This window comes from Marinomonas sp. 63XJN7_7_ISO-PGPR-S23-202, assembly GCF_056173505.1.
The window spans coordinates 1,520,894-1,546,323 of sequence record NZ_CM149677.1 but is presented as its reverse complement, the minus strand read 5'-3'; the positions used below and the strand labels follow the sequence as shown (position 1 = coordinate 1,546,323).

At 41.8% G+C, this 25,430-nt stretch carries 24 protein-coding genes and 1 riboswitch; of the genes, 8 read left to right on the top strand and 16 right to left on the bottom strand.

What is annotated here, in order from left to right:
- Window positions 1-336: 336 nt before the first annotated feature.
- Window positions 337-500, top strand: a riboswitch (FMN riboswitch).
- A gap of 143 nt (window positions 501-643) precedes the next feature.
- Both AC0VYG_RS07075 and cfa read left to right on the top strand, forming a co-directional pair.
- Window positions 644-1,150, top strand: coding sequence for a 6,7-dimethyl-8-ribityllumazine synthase (locus AC0VYG_RS07075; RefSeq protein WP_475431615.1), 507 nt, complete (start codon window positions 644-646; stop codon window positions 1,148-1,150).
- A 369-nt stretch (window positions 1,151-1,519) separates the two neighbouring features.
- Window positions 1,520-2,737 carry a cyclopropane fatty acyl phospholipid synthase gene (gene cfa, locus AC0VYG_RS07070; RefSeq protein ID WP_475431614.1) on the top strand — a complete coding sequence of 406 codons (1,218 nt, stop codon included), beginning with the start codon at window positions 1,520-1,522 and terminating at the stop codon, window positions 2,735-2,737.
- Between the two features lie 139 nt (window positions 2,738-2,876).
- Here cfa and AC0VYG_RS07065 read toward each other — a convergent pair whose 3' ends face one another.
- From AC0VYG_RS07065 to AC0VYG_RS07055, 3 genes are all read right to left on the bottom strand, one after another.
- Complete coding sequence (locus tag AC0VYG_RS07065; RefSeq protein WP_475431613.1) at window positions 2,877-4,064, bottom strand: leucine-rich repeat-containing protein kinase family protein; 1,188 nt, start codon at window positions 4,062-4,064, stop codon at window positions 2,877-2,879.
- A gap of 107 nt (window positions 4,065-4,171) precedes the next feature.
- Window positions 4,172-4,546, bottom strand: a complete 375-nt coding sequence (locus AC0VYG_RS07060) for a DUF1304 domain-containing protein (protein ID WP_475431612.1) — start codon at window positions 4,544-4,546, stop codon at window positions 4,172-4,174.
- A gap of 146 nt (window positions 4,547-4,692) precedes the next feature.
- Window positions 4,693-6,876 (bottom strand): malate synthase G, encoded by a 2,184-nt coding sequence (locus AC0VYG_RS07055; protein WP_475431611.1) that lies wholly within the window; start codon window positions 6,874-6,876, stop codon window positions 4,693-4,695.
- A gap of 555 nt (window positions 6,877-7,431) precedes the next feature.
- On the opposite strand from AC0VYG_RS07055, the gene pstS reads away from it, so the two are divergent.
- From pstS to pstB, 4 genes are read left to right on the top strand one after another with little or no spacing between them, the layout of a single operon-like run.
- Window positions 7,432-8,481 carry a phosphate ABC transporter substrate-binding protein PstS gene (gene pstS, locus AC0VYG_RS07050; protein WP_475431610.1) on the top strand — a complete coding sequence of 350 codons (1,050 nt, stop codon included), beginning with the start codon at window positions 7,432-7,434 and terminating at the stop codon, window positions 8,479-8,481.
- Between the two features lie 3 nt (window positions 8,482-8,484).
- Window positions 8,485-9,486, top strand: a complete 1,002-nt coding sequence (gene pstC / locus AC0VYG_RS07045) for a phosphate ABC transporter permease subunit PstC (RefSeq protein WP_475431609.1) — start codon at window positions 8,485-8,487, stop codon at window positions 9,484-9,486.
- A 9-nt stretch (window positions 9,487-9,495) separates the two neighbouring features.
- Window positions 9,496-10,341 (top strand): phosphate ABC transporter permease PstA, encoded by an 846-nt coding sequence (gene pstA / locus AC0VYG_RS07040; protein ID WP_475431608.1) that lies wholly within the window; start codon window positions 9,496-9,498, stop codon window positions 10,339-10,341.
- Window positions 10,342-10,355: 14 nt separating this feature from the next.
- Window positions 10,356-11,162, top strand: coding sequence for a phosphate ABC transporter ATP-binding protein PstB (gene pstB / locus AC0VYG_RS07035; protein ID WP_475431607.1), 807 nt, complete (start codon window positions 10,356-10,358; stop codon window positions 11,160-11,162).
- Window positions 11,163-11,168: 6 nt separating this feature from the next.
- On the opposite strand, the gene AC0VYG_RS07030 is transcribed toward pstB, so the two are convergent.
- Genes AC0VYG_RS07030 through AC0VYG_RS07020 form a run of 3 tightly spaced genes read right to left on the bottom strand, consistent with a single transcriptional unit; the run spans window position 11,169 to window position 12,413 of the window.
- Window positions 11,169-11,597, bottom strand: coding sequence for a GNAT family N-acetyltransferase (locus AC0VYG_RS07030; RefSeq protein WP_475431606.1), 429 nt, complete (start codon window positions 11,595-11,597; stop codon window positions 11,169-11,171).
- Window positions 11,597-12,052 (bottom strand): GFA family protein, encoded by a 456-nt coding sequence (locus AC0VYG_RS07025; protein ID WP_475431605.1) that lies wholly within the window; start codon window positions 12,050-12,052, stop codon window positions 11,597-11,599. The genes AC0VYG_RS07030 and AC0VYG_RS07025 overlap by 1 nt, the downstream gene beginning before the upstream one ends.
- A gap of 37 nt (window positions 12,053-12,089) precedes the next feature.
- Entirely contained in the window at window positions 12,090-12,413 is a 324-nt protein-coding gene (locus AC0VYG_RS07020; protein ID WP_475431604.1) for a DUF1294 domain-containing protein, read from the bottom strand.
- 123 nt (window positions 12,414-12,536) lie between these two features.
- Here AC0VYG_RS07020 and AC0VYG_RS07015 point away from each other — a divergent pair, with 123 nt between their 5' ends.
- Both AC0VYG_RS07015 and AC0VYG_RS07010 read left to right on the top strand, forming a co-directional pair.
- On the top strand, window positions 12,537-13,841 hold the full coding sequence (locus AC0VYG_RS07015) for an alpha/beta fold hydrolase (protein ID WP_475431603.1): 1,305 nt from the start codon (window positions 12,537-12,539) through the stop codon (window positions 13,839-13,841).
- Window positions 13,842-14,064: 223 nt separating this feature from the next.
- The gene (locus AC0VYG_RS07010) at window positions 14,065-15,372 is read left to right on the top strand and encodes a methyl-accepting chemotaxis protein (RefSeq protein WP_475431602.1); all 1,308 of its coding nucleotides are present in this window, start codon (window positions 14,065-14,067) and stop codon (window positions 15,370-15,372) included.
- Between the two features lie 81 nt (window positions 15,373-15,453).
- Here AC0VYG_RS07010 and AC0VYG_RS07005 read toward each other — a convergent pair whose 3' ends face one another.
- The 10 genes from AC0VYG_RS07005 to AC0VYG_RS06960 form a co-directional block, all read right to left on the bottom strand.
- Entirely contained in the window at window positions 15,454-16,251 is a 798-nt protein-coding gene (locus AC0VYG_RS07005; RefSeq protein ID WP_475431601.1) for a pentapeptide repeat-containing protein, read from the bottom strand.
- Between the two features lie 65 nt (window positions 16,252-16,316).
- Window positions 16,317-16,838: a GrpB family protein gene (locus AC0VYG_RS07000; protein ID WP_475431600.1), complete on the bottom strand. Its 522-nt coding sequence runs from the start codon at window positions 16,836-16,838 to the stop codon at window positions 16,317-16,319.
- Between the two features lie 69 nt (window positions 16,839-16,907).
- The gene (locus AC0VYG_RS06995; RefSeq protein WP_475431599.1) at window positions 16,908-17,321 is read right to left on the bottom strand and encodes a GNAT family N-acetyltransferase; all 414 of its coding nucleotides are present in this window, start codon (window positions 17,319-17,321) and stop codon (window positions 16,908-16,910) included.
- 332 nt (window positions 17,322-17,653) lie between these two features.
- Window positions 17,654-18,187 (bottom strand): cytochrome b, encoded by a 534-nt coding sequence (locus AC0VYG_RS06990; RefSeq protein WP_475431598.1) that lies wholly within the window; start codon window positions 18,185-18,187, stop codon window positions 17,654-17,656.
- Window positions 18,188-18,688: 501 nt separating this feature from the next.
- Window positions 18,689-19,099 (bottom strand): GNAT family N-acetyltransferase, encoded by a 411-nt coding sequence (locus AC0VYG_RS06985; RefSeq protein ID WP_475431597.1) that lies wholly within the window; start codon window positions 19,097-19,099, stop codon window positions 18,689-18,691.
- 81 nt (window positions 19,100-19,180) lie between these two features.
- Window positions 19,181-20,572: an HD-GYP domain-containing protein gene (locus AC0VYG_RS06980; RefSeq protein WP_475431596.1), complete on the bottom strand. Its 1,392-nt coding sequence runs from the start codon at window positions 20,570-20,572 to the stop codon at window positions 19,181-19,183.
- Between the two features lie 400 nt (window positions 20,573-20,972).
- Window positions 20,973-21,455, bottom strand: a complete 483-nt coding sequence (locus AC0VYG_RS06975; protein WP_475431595.1) for an N-acetyltransferase family protein — start codon at window positions 21,453-21,455, stop codon at window positions 20,973-20,975.
- Between the two features lie 110 nt (window positions 21,456-21,565).
- Complete coding sequence (locus AC0VYG_RS06970; protein ID WP_475431594.1) at window positions 21,566-22,168, bottom strand: LysE family translocator; 603 nt, start codon at window positions 22,166-22,168, stop codon at window positions 21,566-21,568.
- An 82-nt stretch (window positions 22,169-22,250) separates the two neighbouring features.
- The gene (locus AC0VYG_RS06965) at window positions 22,251-24,482 is read right to left on the bottom strand and encodes a DEAD/DEAH box helicase (protein ID WP_475431593.1); all 2,232 of its coding nucleotides are present in this window, start codon (window positions 24,480-24,482) and stop codon (window positions 22,251-22,253) included.
- A gap of 13 nt (window positions 24,483-24,495) precedes the next feature.
- Window positions 24,496-25,377 carry a HamA C-terminal domain-containing protein gene (locus AC0VYG_RS06960; RefSeq protein ID WP_475431592.1) on the bottom strand — a complete coding sequence of 294 codons (882 nt, stop codon included), beginning with the start codon at window positions 25,375-25,377 and terminating at the stop codon, window positions 24,496-24,498.
- Window positions 25,378-25,430 lie beyond the last annotated feature (53 nt).

The following is a 25,430-nucleotide window of genomic DNA, read 5'->3' as shown; positions in this document are numbered from 1 at the left end:
GCTCACACGTTCATGGCCACTCATAAAATCCTGCAGCTTGGTATATGCCAAACTCCCTGTTTACTGTGTACTAAAGCCCATCTTAAGCTTACTAGACAGGTATTCTGTGAGAATAAGCCGATTGCTGACGTCGATTTTACCGACCATCACTAACACAGTACAAATTATAGCTGACCACGGGGTCAACCACTACAAAATAGCGTTTATTTACAATACACCCTCCCCTTTACCGACACAGGAAATGTCAAACAAAGTGGATAGATCAACATTTTTACCATCAATCTCTTTGCAAAAAACCATGAAATCCGTATATTCTCAGGTACCGGATGTATCCGGTTTCGTTCTCGGGGCGGGGTGCAATTCCCCACCGGCGGTATAGAGACAACTCTAAGCCCGCGAGCGCTCAGTATTGGTTATATTTATTATAGACGATACTGAGGTCAGCAGATCTGGTGAGACTCCAGAGCCGACGGTAATAGTCCGGATGATAGAGAGCGCGTCAGACAAAGTTTCTATAGTCAATGTATCTTTGGATCTACTAAAGTAGAATCCAACCACAACTATCCTTATTAAAGATAGCTCATTGTATGAGTTATTTGTCTGTCCGTTCGCCCTGATTCACTCGTTTTTAGGAAAGTAAAAAATGAATCAGAGCTCAACGAATGTCATAGACTTCAATCCAGCAAAACAACGTATTGCCTTTATCCATGCTTCTTGGCACAGCGACATCGTTTTAAAATGCCTTGAAGGCTTTAAAACAGAAATGGCCACTCGTGGTTACAACCTAGACAACATTGATGTTATCCCTGTGCCAGGCGCCTATGAAATTCCACTACAAGCGAAATTATTAGCCAAAAGTGGTCAGTATGCCGCAATCGCTGGCAGCGCCTTAGTGGTGGATGGTGGTATTTATCGCCACGATTTTGTCGCGCAAACCGTTTGTAGTGCCTTAATGCAAGTCCAACTTGAAACAGAGGTTCCCGTCTTAACGGCGGTGTTAACGCCCCATCATTTCCATGAACATGATGAACACTCCAACTACTACAAACAACATTTTGTGAAAAAGGGCATAGAGCTTGCCAATGCGTGCGATGAGGCAATCAAACTCACAACCAATGCAAAGCAGTCACTAAGCCAACACAACGGATAGGTAGAAACGACTAACTAGAGAGCCCCCTCATCCATAGCGCATTTGTCTGTACAAATGCGTTTTTTTTCGCAGCAAGTACCGTAAAACCGCCTCGCAAATGCCCCTTTAATTGATTCAAACTTTACCATTTCGTGCAATTAGAAAGGATTTTAAATAATCTGTAAAGATGCTATTTTTACCAGATAAAAGAATATAACTACTTTTGTCTTGCTTTTCTCGTCATTTGACAACACTTTTCAGCTTGATAAGATTTGCCAATAATCTTAATAGTATTCTTGAGTCTAGGCTTTATTTTTCAAAAGATTATTATAAAAAAAATGTTTCCGATTTATATAAAACCATATCAGACAATATGATAAGGAGATTTAAATGGGTGCCACAACAGAACAGCTCAACGAAGAAAACACCATGTCACATAACAGTGAGAGCAACGAGCAAACGCTACACTCTTCCACGAAAGCTGCTTTTTCCTCTCCTGTCGAAAAATGGATAGCCACCAACCTTGAAAAAGCCGGTATTGTTATTAATGGATCAAAACCTTGGGATCCACAAATACATAATACGGCTCTTTGGGACAGAGTCATACGTCAGGGGTCTCTCGGTCTAGGAGAAGCCTATGTGGATGGTTGGTGGGATTGCGAACAAGTTGATGAATTTATCTCTCGCATCATCAGCTCCCAGTTAAATGAGCAAGTCACTGGACGCTGGGTTATGCTACGTCACTGGCTTATGGCCACTCTGTTCAATCGACAATCCGAGAAAAGAGCCTATCAAGTTGGTGAGCAACACTATGATGCCGGCAATGATTTATATCAAGCCATGCTGGATCCAACAATGGCCTATTCGTGCGGCTATTGGCACGAAGCGAAGACTCTACATGAAGCACAATTAAATAAGTTGCGCTTAATCTGTGAAAAAGCACAGCTCAAACAAGGCGAATCGGTTCTCGAAATTGGCTGTGGCTGGGGGAGCTTTGCCGAAATAGCGGCCAAAGAATATGGCGTTAGCGTGACGGGTGTGACCATTTCGAAAGAGCAAAAAAAATTAGCGGATGAACGCTGCCAAGGCCTGCCCGTCGATATCGAACTAAAAGACTATCGCAGCATGGAGGGCCAATATGACAAACTGGTTTCCATTGGTATGTTCGAACACGTAGGGCCAAAAAACTACGATACTTACATGAGTACCGCCCATCGTTTAATGAAAGACGATGGCACATTTGTGCTTCACACCATAGGCGGCGACCAAAGCAAAAGTGGCACCGACCCGTGGATCGATAAATACATTTTCCGCAATGGTGTGATTCCATCTCTGAAACAAATCAGCGAATCAGTAGAGCCGTACTTTGTTATTGAAGATGTACACAATTTCGGACCCGATTACGATAAAACCTTAATGGCATGGCATCAGAATTTTGCCGCGGCCTGGCCTGAACTGAAAGACCAGTACAGTGAGCGTTTCTATCGTATGTGGTCCTACTATTTGAAAGTGTGCGCTGGCGCATTCAGAAGTCGTTCATTACAACTTTATCAAGTTGTTCTAAGAAAACGCTTGGATAGATTACCGCGCTACCACAGTGTTCGCTAATGAGATAATCGGCATAAAAGCCCTGTATAAAATAAGCAGAATAAACCATGTCGATAGCACTCAATTCATAGAACAGACAGTCTAACGAATCTTTATTATTCGTTGGATGTCTGAGTCTATCGTTATTGAGCCTCTTATATCACACCACCAACGACAACATATCCTCAATAAAAAAGTCCAAAGAACGCTGCTCGATACGTTCAATCCCTCTTTGCTGATGCTCAGGCAAGTTGGCATATTTTGAGGCCGCGCCAAAATCACCAAATAAGATATGTCCTTCTGCATTAATCAGGACATTATGAGCATACAAATCCCCGTGTGAGACTTTCTTTTGCTTGAAATGCGACACCAAGCTTTGCATCTGCTCAATAATATAATCAACCGTGGCGCTGGAAAACGCTTGGCCTTGGGTAAAAGTGTCTCGAGTACAAGACGCCAAACTCGGAGGTTGCCCTAAGTTAACATAATCCCTCGGAATCAGATCCATGACCAAAGCAGAGCAAGCGGCTTCACGTATTTTTGCCAGTGGCCGAACAAGATTGTCATGGGCACCAACGGACAAACAGGCATCCAGCTCATCTTCTGGGTAGCCGTCGCTCGTAACCTCCCCCTTAAAGACCTTCACTGCCACCGTATCAGCAAAACGCAACGGGTTATGACGCCAAGACGCTTGCCATATCATCCCCGACGCGCCCTGCCCCAATAAATTATGCAGAACAACATCGTCATAGGCGACCGTCTTAAACTCGTCATGTGTGTCTCTAGCGGCGCAAAATGGGTTACCAGAAAAAGCCAACCATGCTAAACGTGGCAGAGTGAGTAACACTTCGGGAAACGAGGTCAGTTGATTCGCAGACAAACGAATCAACTCCAGATTATGACAACTTGCCAAAGAATCAGGCAGTGATGTTAAACGATTCCCCGCCAATGCCAGCTTTTGTAGACGAGGCAATTCACCCATGCATTCAGGCAAGGCTTCAATACAATTGTCAGTTAAAATCAACCAACGAGTTACCTTGGGTAACGAGCAGGCAGGAACCTCAACGATCTTGTTGTGTTTAAAGCCAATCATTTCCAACTTTTCGCATTGCCCTAGTACATCGGGCAAACGCGTAAACAGATTGTTTGAACAGAAAAGCACACGCAACTTCGTGAAACGATGGAGATCCCCAGGCAGTTCACTAAGCTGATTACCAGAAAGATCCAATATTTCCAGACTGTCCGCTAGGTCATAAATCGCCTCAGGAAACTCCGTTAAATGAGCACTAAGCTGAAGGCGGGTAATGCCTTTTAGTTCGCCACTATTCAGTTGTTCAAGGGTATGCAAGAGAGAGCTCCATTAAAAATTTTCGCCATTATAGCGACTTCTTGTTAATCGAGCGACGCTTGTCTCCTTTACCATCCCTGTCAGCCGCTAAAACAGCTAAAAGAGACTCAACTTAACAGGACCAACACTAATGCCACAGCCCCTGGCAATCCCTGAACAAAGAGTATTTTTTTACTTGATGTGATCGCACCAAACACACCCGCCACCACCACACACGATAGGAAGAAAATCTGAATGGCTTGACCCTGTGCAACGGCGTGCTCGAAGGTCGTTAATATCAGTCCCCAAATAAGGCCCGCCGCCAAAAAGCCATTGTACAAACCTTGATTGGCCGCCATGACTTTTGTTGCTTGCGCAAACTCTTTTTTCAGCCCAAAGACCTTCATCCCTTTTGGCTTATCCCATAAAGCCATCTCTAACACCAAGATATAAATATGTAACAAAGCAATCAACGCGGTCGCAATGCTGGCGATAACGAGCATAAAAAATCCCTTTCCAAAGGTTAAAAATTTACTGTAGAGCAAACTTGCACATGAATCACGCTTTTACATAAAGTTCAAACCAAGAAAAAGCGAACCACTTGGGTTCGCTTTTTGGGTTTTCTTTCTAGCGTTTAGAAAAATGAGCGTTATGCAGCAGACTGAGTCGCTTTTTTCGCAATACGGTGAGCATGCAACAAGGGTTCAGTGTAGCCTGATGGCTGTTCTTTGCCTTTGAATATCAGGTCACATGCCGCTGTAAAGGCAATACCACTGTAACTGGGCGCCATGGATTCATAGAGCGGATCATCCGCATTCTGCTCATCCACGATCTTCGCCATACGCTTTAGTGACGACATCACTTGATCACGACTGCACACCCCATGCTCTAACCAATTGGCAATATGCTGTGAGGAAATACGCAAGGTGGCTCGATCTTCCATTAGTGCCACATTATTAATATCCGGCACTTTCGAGCAACCGACGCCTTGATCTATCCAGCGCACCACATACCCTAAAATACCTTGAACATTATTATCCAGTTCCGCTTCAATGTCAGCAGAAGATAAAGCACCAGAATTTGTCATAATGGGCAGCGTTAAGATGTCGTCTAAGCTGGCTCGCTCCCTGCTCATTAACGCTTGTTGTCGAGCGCGCACATCCACCGTATGGTAGTGAGTCGCGTGCAGAATGGCACCATTAGGAGAGGGTACCCAAGCTGTATTCGCCCCAGACATTGGATGAGCAATTTTCTGCTCTAGCATGGCCGCCATTTCATCCGGCATGGCCCACATTCCTTTACCAATTTGCGCTTTACCAGACAAACCACATTCAAGGCCAATATCGACATTCCAATCTTCATAGGCTTTAATCCAAGCTTGCTGCTTCATCACCGTTTTAGGAACAAAAGGACCCGCTAGCATAGAAGTATGAATTTCATCCCCCGTGCGATCCAAAAAGCCGGTATTAATAAAGACCACTCGATCCTTCGCAGCACGAATACATTCTTTCAAATTGACTGTCGTCCGTCGCTCTTCGTCCATGATACCGATTTTTAAGGTATTGAGTTTCAGTTGCAGCACGCTTTCAATGCACGCAAATAATTCAACGGCAAAGGCCACTTCTTCTGGTCCATGCATTTTCGGTTTAACAATATTGATACTACCGGAACGACTGTTTTTATGCGCGGTCTTACCGTTTAAATCATGCATCGCCGCAAAGGCCGTGATAAAGCCATCCATAATCCCTTCTGGAATCTCATTACCTTCTTTATCCAAAATGGCAGAGCTCGTCATCAAGTGACCCACATTACGAATAAACAGCAAACTACGACCAGGTAGCGTGACTGTCTCGCCATCTTGCAAGGCTTTGTAGGTGCGATCAGGGTGCAAACGACGAACCATCGTCTGGCCATTTTTTTCAAAGCGCTCTTCTAAAGAACCATTCATCAACCCAAGCCAATTACGGTACACTTCCACCTTGTCTTCGGCATCAACAGCGGCAATAGAGTCTTCACAATCCATAATGGTGGTCACAGCGGCTTCGATTAATAAATCTTTGACCCCCGCTTTATCGGTTTTGCCAATTGGTGATGTTCCATCAATTTGGATCTCAATATGCAGTCCATTATTTTTAAATAAAATCGCACTTGGCTGATCCGCCTCACCTTGATAACCAACACATTTTTCAGGTGACACAAGGCTCGCGGTTTCCCCCGACGCTAACGTCGCTTCTAACTGACCATCAACAATTTTATATGACGTGACGACGCCATGACGACCAAGCTCAAGAGGAGCGGCTTGGTCTAATAATTGACGACCAAAGGCAATGACCTTCTCACCACGAATCGGGTTATAGGCTTTGGTGATTTCCGCCCCCTCGTCTTCTGAGATGGCATCCGTACCATAAAGGGCGTCATATAGACTTCCCCAGCGAGCGTTAGCAGCATTTAAAGCAAAACGAGCATTCTTAACAGGAACAACCAACTGTGGACCCGCTTGCTCAGCAATTTCTTGATCTACCCCTTGTGTGGTAATCGTAAAATCCGCGCCTTCTGGTAATAAATAGCCGATCTCTTTTAAAAACTGCTGATACGCCTTGGCATCATGCTCTTCTTCTCGATGGGAAAGGTACCAATGATCAAGCTGTGATTGCAGATCATCACGTTTGGCCAACAAGGCTTTATTTTTCGGGGCTAACTCATAAAGCGCCTCTTCAAAGCCTTGCCAAAATTGTGCAGGCTCAATGCCTGTTCCTGGAGCAATCTCGTCATTGACTAAACGCCACAGATTCTCATCAATCTGCAGGTCACCTTGCTGAACTCGCTGCGTCATAACCCTCTCCTTTATTTGTTTTTTAAACCGTTTCAGTTTGATCAAGTTGTATCAGTTTATATCCAACTGAAACATTTGTAACGGATTAATCATTGCCTAGATGTACCATTATCCCACTAAGATAGAATCAAAAAAGCCCGTATTGTGACAAAAAAACTTTGCAACATAACAGCACACTTACTTGCATTTTTTTTACACTTTTATGCAAAGATAGCGAAAATCTTCCTTTCAAAAGTAAATACCACACGACATATAAAAAATAATTCATTAAAAATCAAAAAGTTAAAAAAATACGATGTCGTTTTAATACTTTTCAAAATAACCTCAGCAATGTGCAAACAGCAAGATCTCGAAAGTTTTTTCCTGTGATCTGACACTATATGACAATTCGGTCATGAAACTGTCACAAAAGAAATCCATTATTTGTCACCAGGACAGCAACTCACGAAGACTCGCGTCCTTGGATAAATAAAGCGATTAGGACAAGCCGCCAAATGATGGCTGCAATGTTAGTTCTCGAATGACAATTTGAAACGATTTTAGGAGATAACTCTGATGAAACGCATTATTGCAAGTCTAGCTGTTTGTGCAGCGGCAAGCGCAATCACAGCAACGCCTGCTTTCGCTGCTGACCAAATTACTGGTGCTGGCGCAACCTTCCCATACCCTGTTTATTCAAAATGGGCTCAATCTTATAACGAAGAAACAGGTGTTCAGCTAAACTATCAAGCAATCGGTTCTGGCGGTGGTATCAAGCAAATCAAAGCAAACACCGTTGACTTTGGTGCATCAGACAAACCTCTTACTCCAAAAGAACTTAGTAAAGCGGGTTTAATGCAGTTCCCAACGGTTATGGGCGGCATCGTGCCAATCCTTAACGTTAAGGGCATCAAACCTGGTGAACTTGTTCTTGATGGCAAAACCATTGCTAACATCTACCTAGGTAAAATCAAGCGTTGGAACAACAAAGAAATTCAAGCGCTTAACCCAGGTGTAAAACTTCCTGATAGCCGCATTTCTGTTGTTCACCGTGCAGATGGTTCTGGTACAACCTTCAACTTTACTTACTACCTAGCTGACGTTTCTCCAGCTTGGAAAAAAGACGTAGGTGTTGATGCCTCTGTTCAGTGGCCTGTGGGTACTGGTGGTAAAGGCAACCAAGGCGTTTCTAACTACGTATCTCAGTTGAAAAACTCTATCGGTTACGTTGAGTATGCTTATGCTCTACAAAACAAACTGACTTACGCTCGCATGAAAAACAAAGATGGTAAAATCGTTTCTCCTGCGATGGAAAACTTCCAAGCAGCTGCCGCTGGTGCAGACTGGAAACACGCTAAAGGTTTCTACCTAATCCTAGCAAACCAACCTGGTGCTAAGAGCTGGCCGATGACCGCTGCAACCTTTATCTTGCTTCATAAAGATGTTAAAAACCCTGAAGCAACAAAAGCCGTGTTAAAATTCTTTAACTGGGCATACAAAAACGGCGACCAAGCGGCCGCTAAGCTTGACTATGTACCATTCCCTGCCAGCGTGAAAACATTGATTCGCGATGCTTGGAAAAAAGATCTAAAAGCTGACGGTCACTCTGTCTACATGGGTTCTTAATACATGAGTAATACCAACATGACGCTCGTAAATAATCGTACGAAAGCGCATGACGAGACCGCTGGTGAATTCCAGCGGCCTCCACGTTTTCTAAACGGCGAAGCCTTTAACAAAACATTTAAATGGCTTTCTATTGGCGCTGCCTTATTCATTCTAATGATCTTAGGCGGCTTCTTTGTGTCTTTAACCATTGGTGCGTGGCCTGCCTTAAAACAGTTCGGTATTGGTTTTATTTGGACATCCGACTGGAACCCTGTTACCGAAAAATTTGGTGCCTTACCCGCCATTGCGGGGACACTCATCACCTCCGCTATTGCCATCATAATAGCTGTACCCTTGGCCTTTGCCATTGCCGTTTATATTACTCAATTAGCGCCTAAATGGTTACGTCACCCTTTAGGAATTGCCATTGAATTGTTAGCTGCCATTCCAAGTATCATTTATGGTATGTGGGGGCTTTTTTTCTTCGCCCCGATGTTTGCAGACTACGTTCAAGGCCCGATCATTAATTTGTTTGAGAATGTGCCAATACTGTCCACCATTTTTCAAGGTCCTGCCATTGGCATCGGCATGGCAACAGCGGGCATTGTACTGGCCATAATGATTCTTCCCTTTATTGCCTCTGTTATGCGCGATGTTATTGATACCGTACCTAAGCGACTAAAAGAAAGTGGCTTTGCCATTGGTGCAACAGATTGGGAAGTGACTAAAGCGATTATTATTCCGCACTGTCGTACTGGTTTGGCAGGGTCTATTTTCCTAGGATTAGGCCGTGCATTAGGTGAAACCATGGCGGTTACCTTTATTATTGGTAACGCGAACCGTATTACGGCTTCCATTTTTGCGCCAGGTAACACCATCGCCTCGACCATTGCCAATGAATTCCAAGAAGCCTATACACAAATCCATTCATCTTCTTTGATGGCACTTGGTCTATTGTTGTTTATTATCACTTTCATCGTGCTGGCCATTGCCCGTATGATGCTTAATCGAATTTCAACCTAGGAGTTGACCGTGAACGCAGTCGTTAGACGTCGTCATTTTGCCAACCTCGTATCTCGTATACTAATTCTTGCGGCCACGTTATTCGTGCTCGCGTTTTTAGTTTGGATTTGTGGTGTGCTTCTTTATGAAGGGTTTTCTGCCTTTAAACCCACATTATTCACCGAAATGACGCCTCCTCCAGGAGAATCTGGCGGTTTAGCCAACGCCATTGTCGGTAGTTTAATGTTGGTAGGAGTTGCCATGCTTGTTTCTACGCCTATTGGCTTACTGGCCGGAACCTATTTAAATGAATATGGCAAAGGCACTTGGTTAGCTTCTGTCGTTCGCTTTGTGAATGACGTTTTATTAGCAAAACCCTCCATTCTTGCTGGCCTTTTTGTTTACGAAATAATCGTAGCCCCCATGGGAGGATTCTCTGGTTGGGCTGGTTCTGCTGCGCTTGCCATCATCGCGATTCCTGTTGTAGTGCGTACCACAGAGGACATGATGAATTTAGTCCCTAACAGTATGCGAGAAGCCGCTTATGCATTGGGTGCAAGCCGCTCACGTGTTATTCTAAGTGTGAGCTATCGTGCGGCACGAGTGGGTATTACAACTGGGGTGATCTTGGCTGTGGCTCGTATCTCTGGTGAAACGGCACCACTCTTGTTTACGTCCCTAAACAACCAGTTCTGGTCTACGGATATGTCACACTCTATTGCTAACTTACCAGTAATGATCTTCCAGTTTGCAATGAACCCGTACCCTGATTGGCAAGCTCTTGCTTGGGCTGGCGCATTGCTGATCACGCTGACGATCCTTGTTCTATCCATTATTTCGCGCGTGTTTTTACGCTCTGCAAACTCACAACATTAATTGTGGAAGTGACCATGACTCCTTCAGAAATGCTAAATATCGAATCATCACAAAGCACATTGACGACAGACATTGATATTACTGTACGTGATTTAAACTTTTACTACGGTAATACACACGCGTTAAAAAACATCAACTTAGAATTCGGTAAAAAAGAAACCACCGCTATCATTGGCCCTTCTGGCTGTGGTAAATCGACGCTACTGCGCATTCTTAATCGCATTTACACCTTGTACCCAGGGCAAGAAGCGAAAGGCGAAATCATCATTAACGGTGAAAACATACTGGATCCAAAAGTCAATGTTGCGGCATTAAGAGCGAAAGTCGGTATGGTGTTTCAAGCCCCTACGCCTTTCCCAATGTCTATCTACGACAACATTGCTTATGGTATTCGCTTGTACGAAAAACCCTCTCGCCGTGAAATGGATGAGCGTATTGAAAAAGCCCTACGTGGTGCCGCACTCTGGGATGAAGTGAAAGATAAGTTAAACGCCAGTGGACAGAGTCTCTCCGGTGGTCAGCAGCAACGTCTTTGCATAGCTCGTACCATTGCCCTGAAACCGCAAGTACTGCTATTGGATGAACCTACGTCAGCACTTGATCCAGTATCCACCACTAAGATTGAGGATTTGTTAGATGATCTTCGTGATGAATACACCATCGTTATCGTGACGCACAACATGCAACAAGCCGCCCGTGTTTCACAAAAAACCGTGTTCATGTACATGGGTGAAGTAGTGGAAGTCGCGCAAACCGATGAAATGTTCCTACGCCCTAAAGAAGAGCGCACTAAGAATTACATCACCGGTCGCTTTGGTTAATATGACCTAGTCTGCGGCCTGATACACATTAGGCCGCAGATACTGCATTAAACGATCCGGTTCCGCGATCGCTTCAAAACCAAACTGTTTGTATAAGCCATGGGCGTCTTTCGTGGCGAGCATCATTCGTCGTAAGCCTTGTAAGTCCGGATGAGCAAGAATGGCAGACATCATTTTCTTACTAAGGCCAAGCCCTCGATAAGACTCCAACACAAACACATCCGCTAAATAAGCAAACGTTGCTCGGTCAGTAATCATGCGAGCAAAAGCCACCAACTCTCCCTCATCAGTTAATACCCCAAAACAGAGTGAATTCTCTAGCGCTTTTCGTAAGGTCACCTCAGGAATACCTTTCGCCCAATAACTATTGGCGATAAAACCATGAATCACAGAAAAGTCCATGTCGTCCAGATCCGTGGTAATTCGATAGGTCATCACTTTTTCCTTTCTACAAGGTTTTTATCAGGGTGTAATAAGGTCATAAACTCATCATCAGGTGGCATAGCCTCATAACTAGGGGGACTCGTTTCTTCTAACACCCCATCCCAGCTCGCTTTAGACGCCGTATATATATGCATAGCAACCTGAGTATCGGCAGGGTCGTCTAACAATCCGGCAGGAACCCAATAGTTCTCGTTATCTCTTGTCATATTGGGTACAGGACTGCCACACTGGGAGCAAAAATGCGATTTAAACCCCGTTTCTGTACTGTATTGACGGATCACATCTTGCCCCTGTTGCCAGGCAAAATGCGCCATTGGAACAATCATTGCGGCATTAGAAGAAGAGCCAGACACCCGACGACATAGAGAACAATGACATTGATATAGTTTTGGCAACACGCCAGAGATGGCAAACTCAACCGCACCGCATAAACAACGACCTTTCATCCTCTCTCCTTAAACAACGAGTTCTACTAGAAAAACATCAAAACCATAAAACAAGAGTTTGCCAGCCTTTCGCTATCCCCTCTTGGAGGAAAAAACACAACCCAGCCAACATAATCAGATTGAAAACGACCGTTAGCCAGAACACCACTCGAAAGCGTCTCTTTTGGGTTTTATGACGAAACACCTTTTGTCCAAGTAACGCTCCAGGCCAACCACCCAGAAGAGAAAACCAATGCAACGTCTTTTCTGGCGTGCGTTGCTGCTGCTTTTTCGCGGCGGATTTGTCCCATCCATATAAGCAAAACGTCACCGCACTCATCGCACCATAAACACACAGTAAAACAATAGGATAAGACAACAAGATTTCACCAAGCCACTCTTCGAGCCAATAAAATTACCCCGCTAAGGAAACGAGATCAAGAAACATCGTACCTATGATAATATCCTTCCATTGAACGATTGACTAACAAGGGGAATGAAGAAAATGCAAACACGTCAATACCCAATGAAAGGGATGCTCATTACCGACTATCAACTAGAGGTACCGCTCGATTGGCGCGCCCCAGACAAGGCCCCGACGATTACCTTGTTTGCCCGTGAAGTGGTCGCTTCTACCCAAGCACATAACGAAGCCCTTCCTCTGTTATTATTTTTACAAGGCGGACCTGGTGGTAAATCCCCTCGACCCATGCCCGACTCGCTTCCTTGGCTGATTGAAGCCCTTAAAACCCATAGAGTCATCTTATTAGACCAACGAGGCACAGGTCGAAGCAGCCGTATAGACCGTCATCTTATCAGCCGTATGACCGCGGAAGAAGGTCGGGATTATTTGTTAAAATTTCGTGCCGACAGCATCGTGGCAGACTGCGAACACTTACGCAAAACCGTCTACTCAGGTCGTCGATTCGAAACTCTGGGCCAAAGTTACGGCGGCTTTATTACACTGGTCTACTTATCAAAAGCACCAGAAGGCTTGGCAGCTTGCTACATTACCGGAGGGCTTGCAGGGCTAGAAGCAAACGCTCAGCAGGTCTATCAATTAACAACAGAGCGACTCATTGAGAAAAACCAAGCCTATTACACTCGCTATCCAGAAGACGCTCGTACCATAGAAAACATCGTTCAAGTACTTTGCAAGGACAAGGTACTATTGCCCGATGGCGACCAACTGACTGTGGAGCGTTTTCAAACCCTCGGTATTGGTTTAGGGATGGGCCCAGGCATTGATCAGCTCCATTGGCTGATCGATGAAGCCTTTGCAGGCAGTCACCCAGATAAGCTCTCTGACACCTTCTTAGAACAAGTCATGCACCTAACCAACTACTACGAAGGCCCATTGTTTGCTGTGATCCACGAAAGCATCTATGGCCGCCCCAATGAGGCCACAAACTGGGCAGCACAGCTGGTTCGTCAGCAAGATAACACATTTGATACAACACAAACGCCCCTAATGTTCACAGGAGAAATGATGTATCCGTGGATGTTTGATCAAATAACAGCCCTACGCCCGTTTAAAGAGGCTGCTCACGCCTTAGCCGCATACAAAGACTATGCGCCACTTTATGATCTAGACAAACTCGCCAATAACAAAGTGCCCGTTGTGGCCGCCGTCTATTACAACGATATGTACGTGCCAAGGGAGCTATCACTAAAAACCGCCAAACAAGTCGCTAACACCCAAGTCTGGCTTACCAACAGCTATGAACACGACGGCGTTCGTCAATCGCCTGAGGTGTTCTGCACCTTACAAAAAATGTTAAAAGACAATGGCGGCCCACTTGTCGATTAAACAGAAGATAATAAAAGCAAAACATCAGACCCATTGACGATCAAGAAGAAACGAAAAATAGACTATTTTTCGTTTCTTCTTGAAATGCTACGGCCACATATCACGCGGCTTTATAGGTACCACTCATTTTTCATTTTAATTAATTGCTACAAAAATAGTATCGTGTTCATAGAAAACATCCACTACGCTGAAGACAGTCGAATCATATGTAAGGAATAAGCGGATGTTTGGTAGCAAAAAATTATTAGCTCATATTGCCGAATTAGAAAAAGAGCTGGCCTCATTTCAAGAGACTCAGAATGGCCTTCAGCAGGAGATGTTGTTTTTCGCCATGTCTCCAGAGGGAAAAATCCTCGATGTCAATTCGTTATTCACCGCTTCCATTGGCTATGAAAAAAATGAACTCGTCACAAAAAACCTTAATGACCTGATCCTCGAAAAGTCCTTAGAAAAAGAACATTGTAAGAAAATGCTGTCTGCGATGAGAGAGAAGAAACATTGGCATGGTGCTTTGCAGATTAAAAACAAACACGGTAAAGAAATGTGGTACCGCTCAACCATTCAGCCTAAAAAATTAGCAGATAATTCTGTTATTTTAGAGGTCTATAGTGCTGAATTAACCAAAACCATTTCGCAATCCAAAGAAATGGAAGACATCTTAATGGCCCTACATCGCTCCTCTGCTGTTATTGAATTCAGTTTAGAAGGCATCATCTTAAACGCTAACGACAATTTTCTGAAAACCATGGGCTACTCAAAAAGCCAAGTGATTGGAAAGCATCACAGAATATTCTGTGAGCCAAAAGAAGCCGAATCTCAGGAATATCATGATTTTTGGCAGCAACTTCGCTCTGGTGCCTTTGTTTCTAATCGATTTAAGCGATTAGATAGCAATGGCAATGTTGTTTGGTTAGAAGCCTCTTACAATCCCGTTCATGATGACAGTGGTCAATTGTATAAAGTTATCAAATTAGCCACCGTGATCACGGAGCAAATGAAGAGAGAGTTCGCCGTTACAGAAACCTCTGAAATTGCCTATGAAATATCAAAGGCAACGGATGAAAACACTCTAAAAGGCATGAGCGTTTTAGAATCGACTATCCAGACTATGGATGAACTGTCAGCACAAATGGGGGACGCAAGTACAGGTATCGGTGAGCTCAATACTCAGTCCACCAAAGTATCCAACCTAGTAGAGAGCATACGAGGCATCGCGGATCAAACAAACCTGCTTGCCCTTAATGCCGCCATCGAAGCAGCACGAGCAGGTGAACAAGGCCGAGGTTTCGCAGTCGTCGCGGATGAAGTCAGACAGCTAGCCTCTAGAACAAGCTCTGCGACAGAAGAAATCATCCAAGTCGTGGGAGACAATAAGCTCCTGACTGAAAAAGCCGTATCACTGATTGAAGAAAGCATGGGGAAAGCACATAAAGCGCTCGATTTATCCAACGAAGCAGGCAATGTGATGAGCGAAATACAGACGGGAGCAAGGCAGATTGTTGATGCCGTCAGTCAATTAAACAAGTTATAGGTATACAACACAGACACAGCTTATTCATCGCTCACAGCTGCCTTATTAAAGCATACTAGCTCATCTGAGCTGACAGCTTAACTAGGCCCATTTGACGGATGCTGGCAATGATTCGCCCAAGGCTAATAGATGACGAATAAGCTGACCTTCATGAGTGGCTTCGTGCTCAAGCAGACTTAACAACAACGCCTCGCGTTCACCTGTCCAATCCTCAATGCCTGAAATCGCCTTTTCAAATATGGCGGCAGAAGCTGTTAATTTTTTCACGGCTTCAGCGGGGTTTTCTGTTGAATCAAGTGAACAAGAAAAGCCTGCCCACTGCCCTTCAATCAGTGACTGTGAATAGCTTTCTCGTGCCCCTACAATACACCACATATGGTCACCAACGGACTTATTCTTCTCAACATTAAGATAAGCGGTATAACTCTCTGGGGTTAGCGAATTAACAATATCCAATACTGAAGAAAACCTTGCACGAATATTATTTAAAACCATGTCCCTCATTGAACTCGCCTTTTTCTCATAAGCTTCAAAAAGGTCAGTAACAAGCACCCCGTTAATTCTCATGCCTTCCAAGTTTGCATCATTTATTTCAGTATTTTCTAAATTCAAACTACTAAAAGACACACTAGACATATTTATATTATGAAATGAGGCATGACTTAAGTTGATATTCTCATAGCGACTACCGGCTAGATTAACATCATTAAACACACAAAATTCTAAATCACAGTCAGTAAATTGAGCATTTTTTAAAACAGCCCAATAGGATGAGTCAGTTAAATCAACAGCATTAAACTTAGCACCGGTCATATCTGATTTAGAAAACTCAAAACCTTTGAATTTAGTGTTTTGAAATGGATTATGATTCTCTGACATTAAACCTTCCATATTTAGGTCATTTTTAAGAAAAAATAAACTATTTATTTTTCATGAATGGGTCGTTAAGCAAACTTCCAATCTAACGCTTTCGCTTCATGTTCTTTAACAAAGCTATCTTTGTGGTCGCAATAAATATCTACATCATTTTGACATATTGCCGCACCTTCTCGCTTAATGGAAGCATACTCTGACGCAATATGAGGAAAAGCGATTAAATAATCTCGAAAGGCAAGATGCCTTTTCGCATCGACCGAACCTGACAAAAAAGCATGTACCTGATGACTTCTCTGTATATCACCTTTTTGGAAGTAGCGCCTACCTGCAATCCCAAACTCACCTTTTGCAAGATAGCCAAGCGCCCCCATCAAATGACTTTCATCATCTAGCACTTCCAAGTTTTTTACTTCCATAAGAATATCAATGATTGGTTTAGCACAAAGCCCTTTTACCGATGTACTACCAATGTGATGAATGGCCTCAACATTATCATTCGTGAATACAGATTGAATCAGTGCTTTCTCTTGACTGAATTGATCAGGCCATTCATCTCGATAATCGACAACTTCAATAATTCTGATACTCATTTGTCCTCCATGTAATTAGCAGAATGCAGGGATAAAAGCCTGCAACCATGCTGGTAGGCTTTCACCCACTCACAGCACTTTAGTCATATAATAACGCCTACTTTCAATCGGAAAGTTGTTTAGCGTCATTTGTACACTATAACCCTGCTTTTCGTAAAATGGTTTCGCTTGGAAACTGAAGGTATCAAGAAAACTGGATTGACAGCCCTTACTGCGAGCAAATTCCTCGGCTTTGTTTAATAGTTGACGGCCCAGCCCCTTGTTCAAGTGGTGTTCATCGACCCATAGAAACTTAACCATTAGCCAATGTCCCCAAATCTCCCCCACTAAGCCACCTAATTTTTTTCCGTACTCGTCATGCAAATAGCAAGCGACATCCGTATGATAAACATCACCGAGAAACGGACTATTATGCTCACGTAACCCGGCACGAATTTCGTCAATATCGGATGGATCTGGCTGAGTGGTTACTTCTACATTCATATTATGATCCTATCCTATTATAAATGACATTCCCCTGATATAGACTCATTCATATCAAACTCCTAAATATTTCTAGTCAGTAGAAGAAAGCCTATCATACCCGCCCCTTCAAACAACTCTTTTTACTCACTTTTAAAATATAAAGCTTTACATGGAAAAAGCGGATGATAGGACAGCTACAAGCGTGTTGTGGACTTTCTTCTTTATAAGAGTAAAAATGCAAAAAAGCGGATAGGCTGATCCGCTTTTTATACTTAGAAACGTTCCTTGATTATCCATCTTAGCCATCATCCAAGACCGACATAGGATATTATGAGTATGATATAAAGTGCTTAAAGCATTCTGCCCAATACATCATTATCTTTGTTTTTATCAAAAAATCTATGTCTTAATGCCCCTAGTACATGAGCAACAATAAGACCTATCAATACAAAGGCTAGCCACTTGTGTAATGCATTGGCTATTTCATATATATGGTTATTTTTTGGTATCACTTCAGGTAAATCAAAGAAGAAAAAACTTACCCCATTACTGTATATATAGCTGCTAGATTGAATATATCCCAATATAGGAATAACAATCATTAAAATATAGAATAATATGTGGGCGAGTCTTGCTAATTTCTTTTCAGGTCCTGATATACCACTGGGCAACGCGGGTAAAGAGCGTTTCCTTCGATAAATAAGACGCCCTATAACAATAATAAAAAGCAACAACCCAAATGATTTATGCCAAAAATATAATTTATCTTCGAATGCCGCATTTGCTTCATTGTAAGGGGTCATATAGATGCCAACAGCGAGCAAACCTATTATAATTGCTGCACTGAGCCAATGTATCGCTCTGATGGATTTAGGATATTTCAATTTAACGCTCCTCTGTGTTTTTTATTTATACCGACAACCTTTTTGATTTAAAAAAGCAAAGCCGTCAGACACTCGTCAGAATTAGCAGACCACTCAATAGATAGATGACACTTTGGGTGATGCTTTCATAGAGTAAGTTCGAGTATACGTCGACGGTTTCACCGAAGTTATCAAGATTTGGCACCTTTTCTATTTGACTTAATCAACCGTGAAAACACACTTTAAGTAATTGATATACTGCATTATTTTCGAATATTTAGACTCTATGACACAGAGGGAGTTCATTTATTTTTATAAAAACTCATCATTTTTCTATCAAAATATGGCACATTTTTTCCAATGTATTTGACTTTATCATCAGTCAACACCTAATAGATTGAAATAAACAATAGCTTTAATAGATTTATTAAATAGTGGGGAAAATAATATAAATGAGTGAATAAATACTACGCGCGAGAGAAACGAAATCGTAAAGCACTTTTATCGCTTTCTAATATTCAATCATGCGTGTGGTTTGAATTTTTTTGTCATGCCCTGACAAGAGGGAGCAACAAGTTTGTATCCCAATTTTTCGTAAAAGGCGGGTTCATCCGCAATCATTGAAACATATGACCCTTCTAAAGCAACGGATGATAAATAGTGATCAATATACTCCATCACTTTTCGCCCCAACCCTTTCCCTTGATGCTTTGGGTCAACGGCCACATCCACGATCTCAAAATTACAGGCACCATCGCCAACGACACGCCCCATAGCAATCAAATCCCCACCCTGTCGTATTGAAATTCCATACAGGCTATTTGGTAGGGCAATTGTGGCCGCCTTTAAAGACTTGGCTGATAAGCCTGCTTTTACGCGCATTTCGCAGAATTCCTGCGGACTTGGGACATTTTCTTCGTATGTTATTTTCATGCTACACCTATTCTTATGGTTACATTGTATCGCGCTTTATAGCTTAAGAATTATTCAGGATGAAGAAATTGATGTCGGTCTTTATGTGTGCAACGAAACCAACTTGGCAATCTCATCTGGCTGCGTTGCAATAATGCGTTTTAGTGCGTCAAAGCAACGACTGTCGATGGCAGTCCCAACACTGTCCTGCATAATCTCCAGCGTTTTCTCTACCGGGATAGCCTGACGGTATGGCCTTTCGGCCGTAATCGCATCAAAAATATCAGCGGTGGTAATAATGCGGGTGACCAGTGAGATATCGTCATCCCGCACCCCATGCGGATAGCCCGTACCGTCCAGCTTTTCGTGATGCGAGGCCGCCATATAAGCAAAACGCTCTAGCGGCGTGATGAGCTTAAGTATATCGTAGGTATACGAAGCATGTTGTCTCATCGCGTTCCACTCATCCTCATCAAGCTTACCAGGCTTATCTAAAATCGTATTACTGACCCCAAGTTTACCAAGATCATGTAAACGCGCGCCACGACGAATCCATAGCCGATCCGCTTCTGGTAAACCAAGCTCTGTTGCAATCATATCGCTGAAAAACGCAACGCGATCACTATGCCCTGAGGTAAATGGGCTTTTGGCATCAATAATCGACCCAAATGCCTTCACAATGCGATCAAAGTAGTCATCCGTCGTGGCCTCGCTCGCACTAACTGGCGCAATGGCCAAGACTTGTTCACTGATACTATCGGCTCTTAAGGGAGCAACAATGGCATCTTGTTTCAGTAGGCTAATGGCAATTGTCACCAGCTCAGGATCCAGCCACGAACCGGACCGCTTACGCAGCTCTCTGATGGCCGCTGACATGCCTTGTGAGTGATGAAACACATCTATAATTTGTGATGTTAGAGCAATACGGGCGTACAACGGGATCGCAGAACCCGTCACCCCGTGAGGCGAACCACCGCCATCCCAGTGTTCATCAAGGTTGTAGATGCTCTGTGCCACGTCTTCATCAAACAATAATTCACGAGCAATGTCTGCCCCACGTGTACAGCGGGTATGAATCACCTCATTGGCGTATTGCGGGCCATTTTTTAAAATATCCAACGTGGTTCGTAAACGCTGATACCAATTTTGATTGGAGCCAGCATTTTTCATTACAAAGCGTACGGCACCAATTAAGCTAGTATCCATGGTTTTAAAGCCATTTTTCAGTTGACGTTCATCCGTGCCGTACAACTGACAGATACGCGCGGCGTTGCTACTGCACCCTGTATCTTTTAAAAGTATGGTAAAAAATAGATCGTACAACTGTTGCTCATTAAGCTGCAGAGCTTTTCCGATGTGCATGCCTATCCAACAACACCGCATACAATGCTCAACCGGCTGACCCTCCGTCATATCTAACGCAGTGGTTAATGACAAAATCAACTCAGATTGGCTAATAACGGTGGTTTGGGGAATATAGTTATAGTTTGTCATTATGTATTCTACTGCTTGTACCCGTTCAGAAGATAATTATGGGAATGCACACAACAACGCAGATGTCACAGTCGCCAACGAACAACCTGCATCATTATCAGCAAACAGCCTGAGTAAATAGGAAGCTGCTGCCACGCGATAAAAAGACGGGAGTATTATGCTTATACTCATCCTATAAGAGTATAGGAATAGACCAATCAATTTTGTAGATATTTTTGCTTGACCATGGCTTACGAAAATTCTGTCAGCTTATATTTTAGACCATCAATACAACGTCGCTATTGCAGCCTCAGTCATAAGACGAGTCAGCAAAACCGCCATATCAATGCTGAAAAATGGGAAGCAAGTGTTAGATCAACCCCTGAGAGGGCTCTACTGACTTGGTTTAGAACTCTTCAATCTACAACGAATAAATATACCCTATACCACTGTATTTAAAGCCAAATATAGAAATATCTCTATTCGTGATCTCAACAGGTAGCAGACGCCTATAAAACGCGTTATTAGCCGCTCCAAGCAAAGTCCACACGATCATTTGTGATTTATTTAAAGCGATGGATTGAGTTCTCATTTCTAAAAACAATTTACGACCAATTCCTAAACCCTGAGCATCCGGATGAACATACAACCGCAGTATCTCGAAATCAGAACGCTCAGAGGGACACTTCCCAGCGGCATAGCCAAGAATTTCATTATCTTCTTCATAAACCACGACGCAAACAACATCACAAGCTATGTCTTCCTTTAATGCCTCAGCAAACCACCCAACAGACAACGAAGAGACCACTTCTGTATTGAGTAGAGGAAACAAACTCCCCTCCCACGCTTCATAGGTTAACACTGATAAGACATCTACATCGGAGACATTTGCTGGCCGAATCATATAACCTCATTTATAACACACTTATACTAATAGACAGCCAGAGAATTAATCTCAACAGGTGGTTGTCCCAATTAAGCTAAAGTCCGGTACAGGCTACGTGCTACTGTTTTTTAGTTGTATAGGTGGAATGCTGTACTAAGAGTTATCACAACCAAAAAGGAACCACCAACAGTATTTATAATGCCACTCAGTATGTTTAGTTTCAATCTTGCCCTAGCCACTAAAATTAATACTCCAGAAAATAGAATCCAAACGGACATGACCGCCACATGCAAAGAAGACAGAATTAAATAGTTAACTAGCTCCCTACCTGCGAATATTGGAACAACAGTAAGATAGAGGATAATGGCTTTCGCATTAAATAGATTTAACAGCAGAGCTTCTTTGAAACCAGCCAGATTGCTACTTAGTTTCGTTTTATTTTTAAAACTTAAAATTCCATTCAGTAGTAGCCTAATACCCAAATAACCTAAGAATAAAACACCAGAAATTTGAAGTGCATTCATAGCAATGGAACTACCGGAAATTAAACTCGAAACACCAATACCAACCAAAAAACCATGAATAAGAATCCCAACAGCAGTTCCGAGAATTATACTAAACGCGCTACGTAAACCTGATATTGAAATATTTGACACGGCTAGGGTGAAGCTCGCGCCAGGTGACAATGCTATAGGCATGATTGCAACGATAAAACCCATAGTGTCTAGCAAGATCAAATCACCTCAAACAGAGTACGACTAACGCCTAAACCAAGTGCGCCGTAGGCGTCACCTGGATTTACTTGTTCTGTACCTATATGTATTTATCTAGAATTTTACTTTCTATTGGATGAATAGAGCTTTTTATTTCACTTTTTTTTGAGCGACTGACATCGTATATGTCTTCGTATGTTTCACAACCTTTAAAATGATGTGAAAGTTTCTTAACTATTTCATTGGGAAGGCCAGAATCTCTTAAGATTATTTCGTGGTTTTCAGTGGTCCCATATTCGAGCTTTGCTATGACCATATCAAGGGCTATTAATGGTTGGTGTTTTTCTTTTGCTACAAAGTTGTAAACGTTAGAGAAAGTTTTGAGATACTTAGGCCAAGAGAACTCAAAATATTTTGACATTAGGTCAAATACATATCTTATGCGAGAGTTGTCATTGGCTCTTTCTCGTTGTACCGTATCTGAGCTTAGAAGCTCTTTAAACGAAGGCGTATAGTAAATATAGTATTTCGTTAAGCCAATCAAAATTGACTTGCCAACATCTGTATTAAAATTTCTACCTTTATCATGATCAGAGAATAGAAAGTCATAGCAACATGATAAAATATTATCTAAGCAATCTTTTATCGGTAGCTGTTCTCTAAAATAATAGCAATCTAGATTATTTCCTGTCCTAAAATGTTTAATTAAATCTAACTGGCCATCAACACTTACAAATCTATTTTCTTTTATGAGTAAAGGGTTGATTTCTTGCTCTTCAAGTTTATCAGCATATGTATTTAATAGTTCAGTCTTAGACTGAGGTATATCATCAGTTTCTAGCTGAATTAAAGTTTCTAATGCAGCGTTTGCATTGTCTAAATATTCAATTTCAACGGTTGTTTCTCCATCATCGTCTTCTTGTGTCTCAAGATGAAATACACGACCGATGAAATGTTGCATAAACCGCCCCGCACGACCTTCTATGTTTTTTCTGTCTAATGTTTTTAATAGGTCACCGGTACCAATTTTTTTGTCGTAAATAACAACGTTTTTTGCTGCTGAATTGATACCTTCAGTTAGTGAAGTTGTACAAAAAAGGTAATTTAGTCCATTATCGCTACTGTCATTAAACTCATCTACAACTAAGTCTTGAATATGTCTTGGCATCGCACCATGATGAAAAGCGATTCCGCGTTTGATACAAGAAATCAAATCCCAACTGGGGGACACAGAGTTTGACAAGTAATCAATAAGTTCTTTATTGTGAGGTTTTACAGGCCATGTCTCCAAAAACTTTTTGGCGGTGTCTTCTACATATTGTTTTTGGTAACGGTAAATCAGAAATTTTCCATCAATAGATTCCTCAGAAACTAATCTAAGTAAATTCTTAAATTTATCGCCAATGATTTTAATAGATCCATTTTCTACTGAATGAAGTCCCTTATTCTTATTATTATCTAAAGCGTAATAGTCTTTTTGAACTATTTCGGTTGAATATTTTTTTAGTTCTACATTAAACTTATCTCTAAAGTTTTTACTAAAATCTGATATATATGGGCCTGCAAGATAGAAGTCAGCTCTTGTTTTAGCTAAACGATATAGAATATCTGAAAAAACCCGAAACCGGTCATCATCAAGCTTGAAATCTACTTTATAGATTTCATCCATTACAAAAAAATCTATTTTGAAATCTGGGTTTTCTTCTAAGAATGCTGACATTCTTTCAGGTGTCAGAACCAAAATATAGCTTTTATCTTTATCAATTTTAACTTTTGAAGATTTTGAAATTGTGTAGCCTTCAACACTTTTTCTTAATTCTTGATATTGCTCAGAGAGTAGTGAAACAGTGGGCATTATAAATGCAATATTTTTATAACTATTATGTAGAATTATTTCTCTAACGATTCTTGTTTTTCCAAAAGATGTTGGAGCACTAACCACTAATCTTCTATTTTTCTGAAATACATCAAATATTTCTTTTTGAGGCCTAGTCAAAGTTGTATTAGTTTTTTGGCTAGTATAAAAGTTTCTTAAAAGGTTGTCTTGCGGTGATATATTTGGAATATAAGTTTCATTATTTTTTTCTAGGAGGTTATCATATAGAAATACTCTAGATTTTACGATGCAATCATGTAAAAGCTGTTGTACCATTCGATCATCTGAATTGTAATTAGCTATATGGCATATTGCAGAAAGGCACTGGTTGTAATCTTGCTCATCTTTTGAATCAAGTAAGCGGTATACATCAATCAGCAAGGTTTCAAGAGTATCTGTACTGATTTTCTTCTTGCTTCTAATTTCTCCAATGCCATGGATTATTTTCTGATTCATAGATTAACTCCAATCAAAACTTCATGGCATTTTCTACAAGCTCAATGCTTCTCTTTAGATCAGATACTGATTCTAAAGGTACAATAAAGAAAACAATTTTTATATTGCTTCTCTTCGGCCAGCTCTTACTATAGATTTTTTTAAAGTTATCTTCTAGTTCGATAGCTATTCTTTCTTTGAAATCATCTGAATCAATATCGCTCCCCATATCTCCAGAGAAAGTTTTTATACACTTGCTGTCATATGTACATAAAACAGGAACTGCAATATCAACTTTGTTTAATGATCTACCTCCTGTCACATAACTTTTTAACAGTTCATACTTTTCATTTTCAAGTTGCTTGTTTAACTCAATTTCACCCCCAAGCAATCTCAGTTCGGATTTTATCCTTTCTGAGTCATTCAGGTGTTCTTTAAGTGATTTGAGCGCTGAACTTATAGCTCCACTAATGTCTTGGTGGAATTTAGCTTCACCAAGCCATAATGTTACTTTAGAGTTACTAATAGAAAAGTGTGCACAATCAAACCCTTTTATTTGTTCTCTTGTAGTTGATCTCAATCTAGCTTTTGTTACAAACTTGGGAATATCATAAAAAATACTCAAGATTAGAAATAATAAAAGCTCTCCATAATCTCCTTTTGATTTTCTATTTGCATCCGATATTCGTGTAAAGCTATTTTTATTCCAGTCTGATTTATCTATCGTTGCAATTTCACCTTCTGTGAGTGCAAAAAATGGAACAGCATCTCGAATCAGACCAACCAGTTCATTTTGACGATACCTTCCATCTTCATAATCAAGAGTAAAAGAAGCATCATTTTCACTTGCTGATTGAATATCAACTTCAACTTTAAAAATTTGATTACATATCCTTGTCTTAAGGGATGAGTCCATTTCTCGAAGTTTACTCCTATGTTTATTTGGCACAGAACGCCTCAATAACCGGC